Here is a 17,600-nt window from a genome sequence, read left to right as displayed (position 1 = left end):
GCAAACGGTGAACACGAGCTGGGTTCCATGCACAGACCGACTGAAAACCGCCGGCGATTCTGCCCTGCGCTTCGGTGCAATCCTGCATGATCCGGGCATCCGGACGACACAAATAGGCAAACCAAAACCACGCAGTCAGAAACTGAATGGTGTCGTCCAGCAGATTATTGACGTACGACACTCGTCTAAGGGAAAAGAGGTGCTAGCATAGAGCCACCAGTCGATCTCAGCATGCACCCTAACTAGTAGTCAGGATATGACCGAGCCAGAAGACCCCAGCCGTGAGCGTCTCAAGCAACACTTTGCCCAGCGGGTAATTCATCAGGCACGTCAGATTCTTGAGATATGGCAGCGCCTGCAACGCAGTGAGTGGTCCACTGTCGATCTCGCCGAACTGAGTGAGGCGAATCTGCGCCTGCTGCGGTTTGCCGAGCGTTTCGAGCAGCCGGAACACACCCAGCTGGCGCACCACATCAGTCAGTCGTTGCAGGCGGTGGACGCCAACCGCGGGCGCCTAAGCAGCGGCCTGATCACCGAGCTCAACCGTTTGATGCAGCGCCTGTCGCGCACCGGCCTGCGCCATGGTGATCAACTCGACCAGACCTTCCTGCCGCCGCTGCGCAAACCCATCTACGTGCTGTTGCAGGACTACGACCGTGCCGAACGTCTGGCCAAGCAGTTGGAATTCTTCGGCCTCAGTGCACAGGCGCTCGACAGTGTCGCAGCGTTTCGCTCGTCGATGATCGAGCGCTTGCCCGCCGCGATCGTCATGGACGTGGATTTCAGTGGTCCTGGCGTAGGCCTCAAACTCGCTGCCGAAGCGCAGGTCGGCCTCGAAGAACCACTGCCGCTGCTGTTCTTCAGCCTGCACGAAACCGACACGCCGACCCGCCTGGCCGCGGTGCGTGCCGGCGGCCAGGAATTTCTCACCGGCACCCTCGAAGCGTCGAGCCTGCTGGAGAAGATCGAAGTACTGACCTGCGCCGCCCAGTACGAACCTTATAAAGTGCTGATCATTGACGACTCGCGCGCCCAGGCCTTGCACACCGAGCGCCTGCTCAACAGCGCCGGCATCGTCACCCGCACCTTGATCGAACCCATCCAGGCGATGGCCGAGCTGGCGGATTTCCAGCCGGATCTGATCATCCTCGACATGTACATGCCGGCCTGCACCGGCACCGAGCTGGCCAAAGTGATCCGCCACAACGACCGCTACGTCAGCGTGCCGATCATTTACCTGTCGGCCGAAGACGATCTGGACAAGCAGCTCGACGCCATGAGCGAGGGCGGCGATGACTTCCTGACCAAGCCGATCAAGCCGCGGCACCTGATCACTACCGTGCGCAACCGGGCTGCGCGGGCGCGTAATCTCAAGGCACGGATGGTGCGCGACAGCCTGACCGGGCTGTACAACCACACGCACATCCTGCAATTGCTGGAAGACTGCTCGTTCCGCGCCCGCCGCGAGAACAAGCCGCTGAGCTTTGCCATGCTCGACATCGATCACTTCAAGCGGGTCAACGACAGCCACGGCCACCCGATGGGCGACAGGGTGATCAAGAGCCTTGCGCTGTTTCTCAAGCAGCGTTTGCGCAAGACCGATTTCATTGGCCGTTACGGCGGCGAAGAATTCGCCATCGTCATGCCCGACACCGATATCGACGCGGCGCATAAAGTGCTCGACGAGATTCGCCAGCGCTTCGCCGAAATCCATTACCCGGCACAGCCGCAGGATCTGTGGTGCACCTTCAGTGCCGGGGTGGTGGAAATGAGCGACGACTCTGACAGCCTGATGATGGCCAGCCAGGCCGACGAGGCGCTGTACCGGGCCAAGGGTGCCGGACGCAACCGGGTACAGATCGCGAGACACTCAAAGCAAAGTGCCACTTTTTCATCGCAATCCACTGATTCGGTCATAACCCTGTAATAGAACCGCAATAAATTCAGGCGCTTACCATTTCTGTCGTTGGTAGCCGTCATGCGCCTGAAGTTGCTCACCAATCTCAACACTCTGCTGCTGGTCGCCGTATGCGTGGCCCTTGGCGCCACGCTGTGGTGGTCGCAAAAAGCGCTTGAACGCCCCTATCTGTTGATGGAGCGTTATCTGGGGCTGTCGCAGCAATTCCAGAATGAAGTGGCGCGCAACGTCGACGATTACCTGGCCAGCGGCGATGCACTGCGCCTGAGCAGTGCCGCACAAGCCATCGAGAGCGTGCACAAACAACTGAGTGAACTGCCCCCGGCCCTGGCCGACACCGTGCGGCCAAGCCTTTCAGGGCTTGAAGAATTCAGCAAAACCGACCTGCTTGCCGCCGGCAAACTGGCCGGCGATCCGCAGGCCTTGCTGCTGCAGGCCGAGCGGGAACTGAGCGCCAGTCTCGACCAACTCAACACCTACGCCAATGGCAACGCGGCCTGGCTGTCGCCGCTGCTCGCCGCCTCGCAGCATCTGGGCAAACTGTCGCTGGCCCGCGACAAACTGGTCAGCAGCGGGCGCAGTGAACTGGCCGCCGATGTCGAGCGCGAAGTGAGCAACATGCGCGCCCAGGCCCAGGTCATCGATGCCCTGCCCCTGCTCGGCGTCGTCGCCAGCAATGCATCGAGCAGCGACGATTTCGCCGCGCTGATGGGCATCGAAAACACCGACAAAGCCGCCGCCGAGGATGCCGGTGTCGGCCTCAAGCGGGAATTGAACAGCTTGCTCGGCCGCTATCCGGCGGAACTGGCGCGCACCCGCGAACAGATCCAGAAACGCGCCGACCTCAGCGCCGCCACCCACGAAAAAATCGCCACCGTGCAACACGCCATCGCCGGCCTGGAACCGGTAGTGCGCGCGCAACACGGGCAGATTCAGGGCGAAGTGCGTCTGATGCAGGGCGTTATGATCGGCCTGATCCTGCTGATCGCCTTGCTCATCGACACGTTGCAGCGGCGCCTGGCCCGAACTCTGACTAACCTCGTCCCGGCACTGTCGACCTGGGCCGAAGGCGACTTCAGTCGCGATATTCAATTGGGCAAGACCAACCGCGAACTGCACGACATCGAGGCCTCGCTCAATCGCTTGCGCGCCTATCTGGTGGACCTGGTCGGCACGATTCGCGGCAACGCCGAGCAAGTGGCGGGTAGCAGCCGTACCCTCGCCGAGCTGAGCAATGACCTGCACAACGGCGCCGAACATCAGGCCGGCGATACCGCGCTGATCCGCGACTCGCTCGGCGAACTGGAGGCGACCATTCAACAAGTCGCCGGCGATGCCCGTCAGGCTGCCGACGCCAGCCGTCATGCCGGTCTGGCGGTGGAACACGGGCAGACCGTGATCGGCCAGAGCCTCACAGGGCTGCACGCCTTGGTCGGTGAAGTTCAGGGCAATGCGCAGATGATCGAGCATCTGGCCGAGGAGTCCGCCACCATCGGCGGTGTGCTGACGGTGATTCGCTCGATTGCCGACCAGACCAACTTGCTGGCGTTGAACGCCGCGATCGAAGCAGCTCGTGCCGGCGAGATGGGGCGCGGTTTTGCCGTAGTGGCAGAAGAAGTGCGTTCGCTGGCCCAACGCACCGCCGGGGCGACGGCAGAAATCCAGACGCTGATCGCCGGCCTGCAGACCGCGGCCCGGCAATCGGTCGAAGGCATGCGCGCCCAGGTCGAACACGCCGAAGCCACCGCCAGCCAGGCGCAGGCGGCGGATGGCGCACTGGATAAAATCGTTGGCGCCATCCAGACCATTGCCGACACGGCCGTGCGGATTGCCGACGTCACGGCGCAGCAAAGTGGCGCGGTCAGTGAGATCCGCGATCACAGCGAGCGCATTCATCAATTGGGCGGGGATAACCTGCTGCGCATCGGCCAGGGGCGCGAGCAGGGCGAGAATCTGTTGGTGCTCGGCGGCCAGCTGCATACGGCCGTTCAAGCCTTTCGGGTCTGACGCCCCCCCTGTAGGAGCTGCCGAAGGCTGCGATCTTTTGGCTTTTCCTTGCAAGATCAAAAGATCGCAGCCTTCGGCAGCTCCTACACCGAGAGTGACTGAATCTGATGACCCGGTCACATATCTCGCGCAAACATCGCCCATCGTGCCGCCTATTGCATGGAACTGGACAGTCACAAAGGCTTTGCGGCATAGTCGCCGGGTTCTGACGACTGCTCATTGATAACAAGGACAACGCAGATGGCAACCTTACTGGTGCTGCACGGCCCCAACCTGAACCTGCTCGGCACCCGCGAACCGGGAACCTATGGGTCGACGACCCTGGCGCAGATCAATCAGGATCTGGAGCAGCGCGCCCGTGAAGCCGGCCACCATCTGCTGCACCTGCAAAGCAACGCCGAGTATGAATTGATCGATCGCATCCACGCTGCGCGCGATGAAGGCGTGGACTTCATTCTGATCAATCCGGCGGCTTTTACGCACACAAGTGTCGCATTACGTGACGCGCTGCTGGGAGTGAGCATCCCATTCATCGAAGTGCATTTGTCCAACGTGCACAAGCGCGAACCTTTCCGCCATCACTCCTACTTCTCCGATGTAGCGGTGGGAGTGATCTGCGGCCTTGGCGCCAGCGGTTACCGACTGGCCCTGGAGGCCGCACTAGAGCAGCTTGAACACCAAGCTATACGCCCCTGACCGACCCTTGGGAGTTGATGATTCATGGATATCCGTAAAGTTAAGAAACTGATCGAATTGCTGGAAGAGTCCGGCATCGACGAGCTCGAGATCAAGGAAGGCGAAGAGTCCGTACGCATCAGCCGCCACAGCAAGACCCCGGCGCAGCAGTACTATGCGCCGGCGCCGATGCAGGCTCCGGCCGCTGCGCCTGCTGCCGCTCCAGTGGCTGCCGCTGCACCGGCTGCCGCAGCTGCCCCGGCACTGAACGGCACCGTTGCCCGGTCGCCGATGGTCGGCACCTTCTATCGCAAGTCCTCGCCAACCTCGCCGGCCTTCGTTGAAGTCGGCCAGACCGTGAAGAAAGGCGACACCCTGTGCATCGTCGAAGCCATGAAGATGATGAACCACATCGAAGCTGAAACCAGCGGTGTGATCGAATCCATCCTCGTCGAAGACGGCCAGCCGGTTGAGTACGACCAACCGCTGTTCACCATCGTTTGAACCGCGGAGAGCCTTTGATGACTGCGAAGTTGGAAAAAGTTCTGATCGCTAACCGCGGTGAGATCGCCCTGCGGATTCTGCGTGCCTGCAAAGAGATGGGCATCAAGACCGTCGCCGTTTACTCCAAGGCCGACAAAGAGCTGATGCACCTGGGTCTGGCAGACGAATCCGTCTGCATCGGCCCGGCGTCCGCCGCGCAGTCTTACCTGCACATCCCGGCCATTATCGCTGCCGCTGAAGTGACCGGCGCTACCGCCATTCACCCAGGCTACGGTTTCCTCGCGGAAAACGCCGATTTTGCCGAGCAGGTCGAGAACTCCGGCTTCGCCTTCATCGGCCCGAAAGCCGAAACCATTCGCCTGATGGGCGACAAGGTCTCGGCCAAGCACGCGATGATCGAAGCAGGCGTGCCGACTGTTCCAGGCTCCGACGGCCCGCTGCCGGAAGACGAAGAAACGGCGCTGCGCATCGGTCGTGAAGTCGGCTATCCGGTGATCATCAAGGCCGCCGGTGGCGGTGGTGGTCGCGGCATGCGCGTGGTGCACAAGGAAGAAGACCTGATCGCCTCGGCAAAACTGACCCGCTCCGAAGCAGGCGCGGCGTTTGGCAACCCGATGGTCTATCTGGAAAAATTCCTCACCAACCCGCGTCACGTCGAAGTGCAGGTACTGTCCGACGGCCAGGGCCACGCCATCCATCTGGGCGACCGCGACTGCTCGTTGCAGCGTCGCCACCAGAAGGTTCTCGAAGAAGCGCCGGCGCCGGGCATCGACGAGCAGGCGCGTCAGGAAGTGCTGGCTCGCTGCGTCAAGGCGTGCATCGACATCGGTTACCGTGGCGCCGGTACTTTCGAGTTCCTCTACGAAAACGGTCGTTTCTACTTCATCGAAATGAACACCCGTGTTCAGGTGGAGCACCCGGTTTCGGAGATGGTCACCGGTATCGACATCGTCAAGGAGATGCTCAGCATCGCCGCTGGCAACAAGCTGTCGTTCACTCAGGATGATGTGGTGATCCGTGGTCACTCGCTGGAGTGCCGGATCAACGCTGAAGACCCGAAAACCTTCATGCCGAGCCCGGGTACGGTCAAGCATTTCCACGCTCCGGGCGGCAACGGCGTTCGCGTCGATTCGCACCTGTACAGCGGTTATGCTGTGCCACCGAACTACGACTCGCTGATCGGCAAGCTGATCACTTACGGCGCGACCCGCGACGAAGCCATGGCACGCATGCGCAATGCCCTGGACGAAATCGTGGTTGACGGGATCAAGACCAACATCCCGCTGCACCGTGATCTGGTGCGTGATGAAGGCTTCTGCAAAGGGGGTGTGAACATTCACTACCTCGAGCACAAGCTGGCCAAGCAGTCGTAAGACTGCAGCGCTGTGAAGAACCCGATCCATCCGGATCGGGTTTTTTATGCGCGCAGTCTATGCTCAGATCAACGATGTTATTGGAAACGCCTGTTCCTGAATCATCTCGGGGGTTGCCCGGCGGCCAGCTGGATCAACTACCACACCCGAACCATCTTCGTGCAACGGCTTTCGATTAAACCGCGTCTTGAATGCGTGCGCGCGAGCCGCTAACCCACCGGTGGTGCTCCCCGCTTGACTCAAAACCGGCCCGTATAGCTGATCGACCTGGCGCATGGAAGTCTTGAACACGGTTGAGACACCGGTCCTCAGATCCAATGCCACTGCGTAGTTATTGCCCAGACAGGATGAATACGACCAGTAATCCCAACTCGGCCGCAGCCCCTGCTCGCGCAACACGCTTCTGACCGGCCCACCGATATCGGGGCCCGACATCAGCCAGTCACCGCCTACCAGGGTGGCGCGAATATCCTTGGCCGAGCCTCCCAGGCGGGTGATCACAGCCTGGACATTGCTCTCGATCAACGCGCGAATGTTGTGATCGAAATGGATCACCGCCCCCACCTTCGTTGCCGGGTTGTACAACGAGGCAATGACGCAACTCTGCGCATTCAGCGAAAACAGATAATTGTTCTTCCACCCGGGGACAAACCTCGCCACCACAGCCTCGCCCTGCATCGCCCCCCGGTTGGCCAAGGGCACGACACGGTCGGGAAACGCGTTGCGCAGATCATCGACACGGCCAAGGTTGCGAACCTGGTCATTGCCGCCGCGCAGGCCGACTCGGTCATGCGTCCACTTGCCGCTTGCGGTCAGGCGTATCGGCCGCTGATAAATGGCGGCGGGGCGACGCGCATCGACCAGGCCAAGGCCGCCGAAATGCGGATTTTCCCTGACCTGGTAATACTTGCCTTTGCTGCGAATGTAGTAGGTCGGCTGAGGCCGTGCCGCGCTGGGCGGACTGCGCCAGGTGCCAAAGAAAACGCCCTCTTCGGTGACTTTCTGCAAATTCTCGGGCGTTTTGGCGACCGCCTGTCTGGCGTTTAAACGCACCTCCCGGACCGCCGGTAGCGTTTCCTTGCGCAGCGGCGCCACGGTTTTCAGCCGTTGCGCCAACAATGACGCCGGCCGCGTCGTGTACTTCAGACTTCTGACCGCGCGCCCAAGCAACTTGACGGTGCTTGCCCCGCCGGCCATGGCGAACAGCGCCCCCCACGAAGCTTCCAGCCAGTGGCCAAGGGCGCCATCGACATCGCCTTCCAGGTGGGCGTCGATGGCCCGAGCGGCGCTGACGGCGATGAACACCACATCCAGCAACAACGCAAAGGGCGGAAACACCATGCAAAACGGCGCAGCCCCGAACATCAACCCTTTGACCACTTGCCTTTCGATCATCTCGGCGCGGCTGGTGGTGATGTCCTCCACATCCGTGACCGTGCGCTCGATGTACGCGTTGAACTCACTGCGGGCGTCACTCACTCGCTGTGCTTCGTACAGCGTATCGACGCGCTGATTCTTCGCCGCTATTGCTCTTAATGAACGCGACACCGTGTCGCGTGCAGCCACCGCCGTACGCGCCATCAGGTAGTCATGCAGTGCGCCGGCGGTGTCTGCGGACAACGCCTGATAGGGACGCAATGTGAGGTGGTCGGGTGCATCCGGTGTGTACAGCCACCACGAGGCTACGGGATCGAAACAGGCAAAAACGTAGACTCCGAGCACGACATGCCCGCGAACGGTGAACCGGAACAGCCCGTCGTGCGCCACCACACTGGCGCCCGACCAACGCGCACCCGGCGCTGGCAACTGGCTCAACGACGAGACCTGCCGGACCAGAGCCGAATACACCGCGTCGCTCAACCGCGCCTGGCTCCTGGCCACGCGCAAATCACGATCCATCTTCGACAGCAGCACGTTGCGCCAGGCGAATCGACGCGGCTCGTAGGCAGGATCGCGGGAGTCGAGATAGGTACCACGGATTTCGTTGGCGTATTTTTCTCCCAGCCAGGCCCGGCGCAAGTACAACGCCAGATCGGCGCTGCGCACCTGGCTCAAATCCTGGCCAACGGAGGAGCGCACGCCTTTTTTCGGATGGTCGATGCCAGCGTTGTCATCGTACCCGTAGATTGCGAGGTCGAGCAGGCTGGCGACCGATTGCTTCCTGCGGTCGGCGATGCCTGGGCTGTAGTCGATCATGACCGTGGCCGGGTCGACCGGTTCCAGCACATTCTTGCTGCGCATGTAAGGCGCAATCGCTGCGGCAACCGTGCGCCTGGCGAAGTCGACGAAAACTTCGAAGCCGCCCAACAGATCGTTGAACACCTGCTGGTGAATCTCCAGTTCCTGATTCAGGCTGCTGATTCGGCGACGCTCATCCACGGCAAGCGTTGAATACCAGCGCAGCGAGTTATCCTCGTCGACCTGCTGGAGATTTTTTGCCAGCCCCATTTTTGCAGCCGCCTCGACGCATTCCGCAAATGGCAAGGCCGCACGCCGCAGGTCGCTGCTCATGTTCCACAGGGCCGGGCTGGCCGCTACGGCCAACAGGTATTCACGCGCCTGACGGTGGGCGACGGGCGAGAGTTGCTGCAACAGATACTCGCGACCGGATTCGCTCTGCGTCCAGCCCCAGACCTCCCCGCTCAGTTCCGCCAGCGAAGGCAACCGCACCCACTCCTGGCCGTCTGGCTTGTTGGGCGCGTACAGCACCAGGTCACGAACCGCTGACACCGGTTCCTCACGGTAGAACACCAGCAGATCCAGGCACTGCATGCCATTGGGGAGCGCCAGAGGGGCGACCCGTAAGTCGGTTCGCCCGGCATTGTCCGCCCACATCTGCGTAAGACGGTCATGGTCGCTCACCGAAATGTGGCCTGCGCAACGCGCAACGAATGCGCTTTGCCTGAGTCGCACGGAGAACCAGTCACTCAACGCCTTTTGCACCTCATCGCGCTCGTACTGTTTGGCGAGCACTTTCACGTAGTCGGCGCGACAGTCATGGTCGGCCAGCATCCGCGCAATGAAAGCCGGCTCCAGAGGCTGATTACGCAACGGCCCTCGGCTGACTTCCAGCACCGCCGCGAAATCCTCACCGATCGGCCCGGCCGCCAGCAATTCGCTCAGACTGCGGTTCTGCGTCGGCTCGCCGACGGCCGAACGCCATTGCAGGCGTACGTCGATCCGATCCGGTTCCACTTCCATGTCGAGCTTGAGCCGGATGTAATCAATGGCCTGCTGACGGGCATAGACCCGCAACGAGCCGTAGCCTTCCAGCAGATCATCGAGTGCAGCCTGGGCCAATGATGTCTGTTCCTGATAATCGCGCAAAAGGGCGCGATCCGGCTGGTTCAGCACTCGCAACCAGTGCGGCAGTTGCGCGAATGACTGCGCTTCGAGAATTTTTTTCTCTGCACTGGTTGCCAGCGCGGTCAGCCGATACCGGCGGGCGCCCTCATTCTGGATCTTTTCGATTTGTCTGCGCAGTTGAGCAGGCGTCAGGCCTGCCAGCCGATCCGCCTGAAACAGCTTGTCGATGTCGTCGATGTAGCGCTGCAGTTTGCGTTCGACCAGGCGATCGAACAAAGCCTCCTGCCCTTTCGTCTGCCAATGTCTTCGCAGGTATTGCTTGTATTGATCGACAAAGTACGTGGCGACGGCCTCCACCGTCTGGATGACCGTTTCACGACGACTGACGGGCAAACCCTGATCGACGCCTCCCGGCCACCGGTACGGAGCGTCACGGATCGCCAGGAACATGACCGGCTTGCCGTCGATGAGCTTTTGCAAAATGGTATCGAGCAGGGCAACCACAAAGCCCGGATCGATATTGCCGTCGGGGTAATGACTGCGCAGTTCGGTCAAGGCGAAATGCTCCATCGCCTCCAGCAAATTCATCTGGCTGCTCAGGCGCTTGTCGATCAACACCTGCCAGCGCGTGACTCGCAGCAGAATCTCCTGCGCGGTTCCTGTGGATGCGGCGGCTGCCGTTGGTGTGTCTTCTACAATCCCTTGTTGATCCGCCATATCGTCCAGCCCGTTCTTGCTTGGAAATGAGCTTTCACTCTATTGGCCGACCCGTTCGCTGAGGCGATACATATGTATATCGCGACAGCGAATGTGTAACAGCAAAGCGGCGTGTCCACTTTGCCGGCGACCTGGCGTAAACTGCGCGCTTTTGCAGCTTCGGGCTGCCCCACAGATTTTCAAAGGTGCCCGCCATGCCCTGGCTGCAAGTTCGTCTCGCCATCACCCCGGAACAAGCCGAAATCTACGAGGATGCGTTTCTCGAAGTGGGCGCCGTATCGGTGACTTTCATGGATGCCGAAGACCAGCCGATCTTCGAACCGGAACTCAACACCACGCCGCTGTGGTCGCACACTCACTTGCTGGCCCTGTTCGAAGGCGGCACCGAACCCGCGCCCGTGCTGGCCCACCTGGAGCTGCTGACCGGCAGCCCGCTACCTGAACACCACAGCGAAGTCATCGAAGACCAGGACTGGGAACGCAGCTGGATGGACGGTTTCGAGCCGATGCGGTTCGGCCAGCGCCTGTGGATCGTGCCGAGCTGGCACGCAGCCCCCGAGCCTGAAGCGGTCAATCTGCTGCTGGATCCGGGCCTGGCGTTCGGCACCGGCACTCACCCGACCACGGCGTTATGCCTGGAGTGGCTCGACGGTCAGGATCTGAAGGATTGCCACGTGCTCGACTTCGGCTGTGGCTCGGGGATTCTGGCGATTGCCGCGCTGCTGCTCGGCGCCAAAGAAGCAGTCGGCACCGACATCGACGTGCAGGCGCTGGAAGCGTCGCGCGACAATGCCGGGCGCAACAACATTGCCGATGAGCTGTTCCCGCTGTACCTGCCCGAGGATCTGCCGCAGGTTCAGGCCGATGTGCTGGTCGCCAACATCCTCGCCGGCCCGCTGGTGTCGCTGGCCCCGCAATTGTCCAGCCTGGTCAGGACCGGTGGACGCCTGGCGCTCTCGGGCATCCTCGCCGAACAGGGCGAAGAAGTCGCGGCGGCGTACGCGCAGGACTTTGACCTCGATCCGATTGCCAACCGCGATGGCTGGGTGCGCATCACCGGGCGTCGGCGCTAGAATGACCGCTTGCCTGAACCGGATCGCCGCATGACCGACAGTTTCGTCACCCAGTGCCCGCATTGCCAGACCAGTTTCCGCGTCAACCATGCGCAATTGAGCGTGGCGCGCGGCGTGGTGCGTTGCGGCTCCTGCCTGCAAGTGTTCAATGCTGCCAAGCAGCTGCTCGAGCAACATGCCGGCAAGGACACGGTGGCGCCGGCCGCGTCGCCCCTGCCTGAAGCACTGGCACCCGTCAGCGCTGCACCGATCATCGATGAAACGCCCGCCCCGCGTGCCATCAGTCAAAAGCAATGGAGCGCGTCGGAGCTGGATCTGGACAACCTCGATCTGGATCAAGAACTCGCCCGCCTCGAACAGCGCGAAATCCAGCCGGTTGCCGAGTTCGGGCGTACGCGCGAAGAGTCCTTGAGTGCGCGGCGCGACAGCGCGGAAGCGGAGGAAGGTGCATGGCCCGACAGCCTGTTCAGCGAGCCTGCCGATCAGCGCAGCGCTGCGCCGGATGTCGAACCCGATATCGAGGACATTGAAACCCTCGAACCCGAGCGTACCGAACCCTCGTTGTCGCTTGAGCCGGTGGATCTGGATGACGAGCCGCCGATCCCGCAACTGCGCCTGCACGATCCGATCGATCCGAACGCCCGCCGCGAACGCTTGTCCGCCAGCGACGACAGCGATGACGACGATTTGCCGCTGATCACCTCGCCGCGCAAAAAGCGCGAACGGACCGAGCCCGGGGTACGCGCCGAGATCCTGCAGGACCTGACCGACGACCCGCTGCAACTGGACTGGCAGCAACGCCGCTCGCCCTGGGGCCGGCGGCTGATCTGGCTGGTGCTGGTGCTGTTGGCCGCTGCCGGTCTGGCCAGTCAGTACATCGCCTACCACTTCGAGGAACTGGCGCGGCAGGATCAATACCGGCCGTGGTTCCAGCAAGTCTGCCCGCAGATCGGCTGCACGGTACCGTCCAAAGTCGACATCGGCAAAATCAAGAGCAGCAACCTGGTGGTGCGCAGCCATCCCGACTTCAGCGGGGCGCTGGTGGTGGACGCCATCATTTATAACCGCGCGACGTTTTCCCAGCCGTTTCCGTTGCTGGAGCTGCGTTTTGCCGACCTCAATGGCCACCTGATCGCCAGTCGTCGCTTCAAACCCGGCGAGTATTTGAGCGGCGATCTTGAAGGCATGGCGGAAATGCCGCCGCAGACGCCGATCCACATCGCCCTGGATATTCTCGACCCGGGGCCGAAAGCCGTGAATTACAGCCTCAACTTTCACTCGCCGGAATGAACAGCCTCAGCGTTTCTTGATTGACGGCATTTTTCTGACTGGATCGCGGCCAACCAAACCGCTGGCGATAACAGAATAACTGTTCAGATTTTGTTCAATTCAGCCTTTATCCAGTCATCGAGAGCGGGTATCATGCCCACCCTTTTTCGAACTCTCATGATCCGGCCCCACTTCAGGGAAGTCCTATGTCGGCGGTACGCATCGGCCCATATACATTGCAGAACGGTTTGATTCTCGCCCCGATGGCGGGGGTCACCGACCAGCCCTTTCGTCAGCTGTGCAAGCGTTTGGGCGCAGGGCTTGTAGTCTCGGAAATGGTCACCAGCGACATGAGCCTGTGGAACACCCGCAAGTCGCGCATGCGCATGATCCACGAAGGCGATCCCGAGCCGCGCTCGGTACAGATTGCCGGTGGCGACGCACAGATGCTGGCGGATGCGGCGAGGGCCAACGTCGAGCTGGGCGCACAGATTATCGATATCAACATGGGCTGTCCGGCAAAGAAGGTCTGCAACAAGGCCGCCGGCTCCGCGTTACTGAAAGACGAAGCACTGGTGACCGAGATCCTGCAGGCCGTGGTGGCGGCGGTTGATGTGCCGGTCACGCTGAAGATCCGCACCGGCTGGGATCGCGAGAACAGGAACGGCCTGACCGTGGCGAAAATCGCCGAACAGGCCGGGATCACTGCGCTGGCCGTGCATGGGCGCACGCGCGCCGATCTGTACAAGGGGGAAGCCGAGTACGACACGATTGCCGCGATCAAGCAGGCAGTGTCGATCCCGGTGTTTGCCAATGGTGATATTGATTCGCCGGAAAAGGCCCGCTACGTGCTCGACGCGACCGGTGCCGATGGCCTGCTGATAGGCCGTGCCGCTCAAGGGCGGCCATGGATTTTTCGCGAGATAGAACACTTCCTGCGTACCGGCGAAAAATTGCCCGCGCCGGAATTGAGCGAAGTGGAACGCATCCTGCTGGAGCATCTGGCCGCTCTTCACGCCTTTTATGGCGATGTGATGGGCGTGCGCATTGCCCGCAAGCATGTGGGCTGGTATCTCGCAACCTTGCCGGGCGCCAGGGAGTTTCGCGCCCGTTTCAATCGTTTGGATGGTACGGAAACACAATGCGCCGACGTTCGGGAGTTCTTCGCCGAGCGTTACAAGAGCCTGACAGGGGACGAAGAAGGGGTGGCCGCATGACGATGATGACCGAGACATTAGTGAGTGGAACAACACCCGTGAGCGACAACGTGAATTTGAAACAGCACCTCAACACGCCGAGCGAAGAAGGCCAGACCCTTCGCGGGAGTGTCGAGAAGGCGCTGCACAATTATTTCGCCCACCTTGAGGGCGCGTCCGTCACGGATGTGTACAACCTGGTGCTGTCCGAAGTCGAGGCGCCCCTGCTCGAAAGCGTGATGAACTACGTCAAGGGCAACCAGACCAAGGCCAGTGAGCTGCTGGGACTGAACCGCGGCACCCTGCGCAAGAAACTCAAGCAGTACGATCTGCTGTAAGCATTCAATCAAACCAGAAAGGCGCCCGCGTAAAAAACGGTCGCCTTTTTTGCTGACTTCCTTTGCTTTTGATGGAAATTGAGATGACCGACCAGACTACCCGCCTGCCGATCCGCCGCGCCTTGATCAGCGTTTCCGACAAGACCGGGATCCTCGAATTCGCCAAGGAGCTTGAAGCCCTGGGCGTCGAGATCCTCTCCACCGGCGGAACGTTCAAGCTGCTGCGCGACAATGGCGTAGCCGCAGTGGAAGTCGCGGATTACACCGGTTTCGCCGAGATGATGGACGGTCGGGTGAAAACCCTGCACCCGAAAATCCACGGTGGCATCCTCGGTCGTCGCGGGATCGACGACGCAATCATGAACGAGAACGGTATCAAGCCGATCGATCTGGTGGCGGTCAACCTGTACCCGTTCGAAGCAACCATCAACAAGCCAGGCTGCGACTTGCCGACCGCCATCGAGAACATCGACATTGGCGGGCCGACCATGGTTCGTTCGGCAGCGAAAAATCATAAAGACGTAGCGATCGTGGTGAACGCCGGCGATTACGCCGACGTTTTGCAAAACCTCAAGGCCGGCGGCCTGACCTACGCCCAGCGTTTCGACCTGATGCTCAAGGCCTTCGAACACACCGCCGCCTACGACGGCATGATCGCCAACTACATGGGCACCGTGAATCAGGCCGCTGAGACCCTCTCGACTACCGGTCGCAGCGAATTCCCGCGCACCTTCAACAGCCAGTTCATCAAGGCTCAGGAAATGCGCTACGGCGAGAACCCGCACCAGAGCGCGGCGTTCTACGTGGAAGCCAGGCCGGCCGAAGTCGGCATCGCCACCGCAACCCAGCTGCAAGGCAAAGAACTGTCGTATAACAACGTGGCCGATACCGACGCCGCGCTGGAATGCGTGAAGAGCTTCGTCAAGCCAGCCTGCGTGATCGTCAAACACGCCAACCCGTGCGGCGTGGCCGTCAGCCCGGACGCCGAAGGCGGTATCCGTCAGGCTTACGAACTGGCCTATGCCACCGACACCGAATCGGCGTTCGGCGGCATCATCGCTTTCAACCGTGAACTGGATGCCGAGACCGCCAAAGCGATCGTCGAGCGTCAGTTCGTCGAAGTGATCATCGCCCCATCGGTTAGCGATGAAGCCCGCGCCATCGTTGCAGCGAAAGCCAACGTGCGCCTGCTGGCCTGCGGCGAGTGGTCGGCTGACCGCGCTGCAGCCTGGGACTACAAGCGCGTCAACGGTGGCCTGCTGGTGCAGAGTCGCGATATCGGCATGATCAGCGCCGATGACCTGAAAGTGGTGACCAGACGCGCACCGACCGAACAGGAAATCCACGACCTGATCTTCGCCTGGAAAGTCGCCAAGTACGTTAAATCCAACGCCATCGTTTATGCGAAAAACCGTCAGACCATCGGCGTCGGCGCCGGCCAGATGAGCCGCGTCAACTCGGCCCGCATCGCGGCGATCAAGGCTGAACACGCCGGTTTGCAGGTTGCCGGTTCGGTCATGGCATCGGACGCGTTCTTCCCGTTCCGCGACGGCCTCGACAACGCGGCCAAGGTCGGTATCACCGCGGTGATCCAGCCGGGCGGTTCGATGCGTGATGCAGAGGTGATTGCTGCTGCCGACGAAGCCGGTATCGCAATGGTATTCACCGGCATGCGCCACTTCCGTCACTGATCCCCCGCTCCCTCTGTGCAGGAGCTGCCGAAGGCTGCGATCTTTGATCTTGACCTTAAAAGCAAGATCAAAAGATCGCAGCCTTCGGCAGCTCCTACAGGTGCAGTCCACAGAGGTTTTGCAGCGCTTCACAGAATTTGAGGTTTTTGAAATGAATGTTTTGATCATTGGCAGCGGTGGCCGTGAACACGCCCTGGCCTGGAAAGTCGCTCAGGATCCGCGGGTGCAGAAAGTGTTTGTCGCGCCGGGCAACGCCGGTACGGCGATCGAGGCCAAGTGCGAGAACGTCGCCATCGACGTATTGGCCCTTGAGCAACTGGCCGACTTCGCCGAGCAGAACGTCGCCCTGACCATCGTCGGCCCGGAAGTCCCGCTGGTGGCTGGCGTCGTCGATCTGTTCCGCTCCCGTGGCCTGGACTGCTTCGGTCCGACTGCCGGTGCTGCGCAGCTGGAAGGTTCGAAAGCCTTCACCAAGGATTTCCTCGCCCGCCACAAGATCCCGACCGCCGATTACCAGAACTTCACCGAGATCGAGCCGGCCCTGGCCTATTTGCGTGAAAAAGGCGCGCCGATCGTGATCAAGGCCGATGGCCTGGCTGCCGGCAAAGGCGTGATCGTTGCCATGACCCTGGCCGAAGCCGAAGACGCCGTGCGTGACATGCTCGCCGGCAACGCGTTTGGCGATGCCGGATCGCGGGTGGTGATCGAAGAATTCCTCGACGGCGAAGAAGCGTCGTTCATCGTCATGGTCGACGGCAAGAACGTCCTGCCGATGGCCACCAGCCAGGACCACAAACGTGTCGGCGACGGCGACAGTGGCCCGAACACTGGCGGCATGGGTGCCTACTCCCCTGCCCCGGTGGTCACCGCCGACGTGCATCAGCTTGTGATGGACCAGGTGATCTGGCCGACCGTGCGCGGCATGGCCGATGAAGGCAACGTCTACACCGGCTTCCTCTACGCCGGTCTGATGATCGACAAGGCCGGCAATCCGAAGGTCATCGAGTTCAACTGCCGCTTCGGCGATCCGGAAACCCAACCGGTGATGCTGCGCCTGCAATCGAGCCTGGTGCTGCTGGTCGAAGCCGCACTGGCGCAAGCGCTGGACAAGATTGAAGCACAGTGGGATCCGCGCCCGAGCGTCGGTATCGTACTGGCCGCTGGCGGCTACCCGGGCGACTACGCCAAAGGCGCAGCGATCAACGGTCTGGACGCAGCGGCAGGTCTGGAAGGCAAAGTCTTCCACGCCGGCACCGCGTTGAAGGACGGTCAGGTTGTAACCGCCGGTGGTCGCGTACTCTGCGCCACTGCCATGGGCGCTACCGTCGGTGAAGCCCAGCAGCAAGCCTACAGACTTGCCGCCGCCATCGACTGGGAAGGCTGCTTCTACCGCAAGGACATTGGCTACCGCGCCATTGCCCGTGAACGCGGCGAACCCCAGGAATAAACGATCCATCAGGCCCGGCGGGGGATGCCATTCCCTGCCGGGCTGTTCGGTCGTCGCGCATCGTTATATTCTGGCATCAACCTACG

Annotated in this window: 11 protein-coding genes and 1 pseudogene; 11 read left to right on the top strand and 1 reads right to left on the bottom strand. The window is 61.4% G+C overall.

Annotated features, from left to right (window positions below; all coding sequences use genetic code 11):
- Positions 1-256 precede the first annotated feature (256 nt).
- From gcbA to accC, 5 genes and pseudogenes are all read left to right on the top strand, one after another.
- Positions 257-1,927: a diguanylate cyclase GcbA gene (gcbA, locus tag VNV36_RS25200; protein ID WP_325721700.1), complete on the top strand. Its 1,671-nt coding sequence runs from the start codon at positions 257-259 to the stop codon at positions 1,925-1,927.
- A 1,461-nt stretch (positions 1,928-3,388) separates the two neighbouring features.
- Positions 3,389-3,925: pseudogene (locus tag VNV36_RS25945) on the top strand (methyl-accepting chemotaxis protein); the annotation flags it as partial.
- Positions 3,926-4,165: 240 nt separating this feature from the next.
- Complete coding sequence (gene aroQ / locus VNV36_RS25190) at positions 4,166-4,621, top strand: type II 3-dehydroquinate dehydratase (RefSeq protein ID WP_325721696.1); 456 nt, start codon at positions 4,166-4,168, stop codon at positions 4,619-4,621.
- Positions 4,622-4,645: 24 nt separating this feature from the next.
- Complete coding sequence (gene accB / locus VNV36_RS25185; RefSeq protein WP_016771862.1) at positions 4,646-5,104, top strand: acetyl-CoA carboxylase biotin carboxyl carrier protein; 459 nt, start codon at positions 4,646-4,648, stop codon at positions 5,102-5,104.
- 17 nt (positions 5,105-5,121) lie between these two features.
- Positions 5,122-6,477, top strand: a complete 1,356-nt coding sequence (gene accC, locus VNV36_RS25180; RefSeq protein WP_325721693.1) for an acetyl-CoA carboxylase biotin carboxylase subunit — start codon at positions 5,122-5,124, stop codon at positions 6,475-6,477.
- Positions 6,478-6,540: 63 nt separating this feature from the next.
- Here the strand turns inward: accC and VNV36_RS25175 are convergent, their stop codons facing one another.
- Complete coding sequence (locus VNV36_RS25175; protein WP_325721691.1) at positions 6,541-10,500, bottom strand: type III effector 1; 3,960 nt, start codon at positions 10,498-10,500, stop codon at positions 6,541-6,543.
- A 194-nt stretch (positions 10,501-10,694) separates the two neighbouring features.
- Here VNV36_RS25175 and prmA point away from each other — a divergent pair, with 194 nt between their 5' ends.
- The 6 genes from prmA to purD all read left to right on the top strand — a co-directional run bounded on the left by prmA (position 10,695) and on the right by purD (position 17,514).
- Positions 10,695-11,573, top strand: a complete 879-nt coding sequence (gene prmA / locus VNV36_RS25170) for a 50S ribosomal protein L11 methyltransferase (RefSeq protein ID WP_325721689.1) — start codon at positions 10,695-10,697, stop codon at positions 11,571-11,573.
- Positions 11,574-11,603: 30 nt separating this feature from the next.
- On the top strand, positions 11,604-12,863 hold the full coding sequence (locus VNV36_RS25165; RefSeq protein WP_325721687.1) for a DUF3426 domain-containing protein: 1,260 nt from the start codon (positions 11,604-11,606) through the stop codon (positions 12,861-12,863).
- A 185-nt stretch (positions 12,864-13,048) separates the two neighbouring features.
- Positions 13,049-14,059, top strand: coding sequence for a tRNA dihydrouridine synthase DusB (gene dusB / locus VNV36_RS25160; RefSeq protein ID WP_325721685.1), 1,011 nt, complete (start codon positions 13,049-13,051; stop codon positions 14,057-14,059).
- A complete protein-coding gene (fis, locus tag VNV36_RS25155) occupies positions 14,056-14,376 on the top strand; it encodes a DNA-binding transcriptional regulator Fis (protein ID WP_002555375.1) in 321 nt (106 codons plus the stop codon). Before dusB ends, fis begins: the two co-directional genes overlap by 4 nt.
- Before the next feature lie 83 nt (positions 14,377-14,459).
- Positions 14,460-16,067: a bifunctional phosphoribosylaminoimidazolecarboxamide formyltransferase/IMP cyclohydrolase gene (purH, locus tag VNV36_RS25150; RefSeq protein WP_325721682.1), complete on the top strand. Its 1,608-nt coding sequence runs from the start codon at positions 14,460-14,462 to the stop codon at positions 16,065-16,067.
- A 151-nt stretch (positions 16,068-16,218) separates the two neighbouring features.
- Positions 16,219-17,514, top strand: coding sequence for a phosphoribosylamine--glycine ligase (gene purD / locus VNV36_RS25145; protein ID WP_325721680.1), 1,296 nt, complete (start codon positions 16,219-16,221; stop codon positions 17,512-17,514).
- Positions 17,515-17,600 lie beyond the last annotated feature (86 nt).

Source organism: Pseudomonas sp., assembly GCF_035554175.1.
In the GTDB taxonomy this organism is placed as follows: Bacteria; Pseudomonadota; Gammaproteobacteria; order Pseudomonadales; family Pseudomonadaceae; genus Aquipseudomonas.
This window is presented reverse-complemented; position numbering and strand designations above follow the sequence as displayed.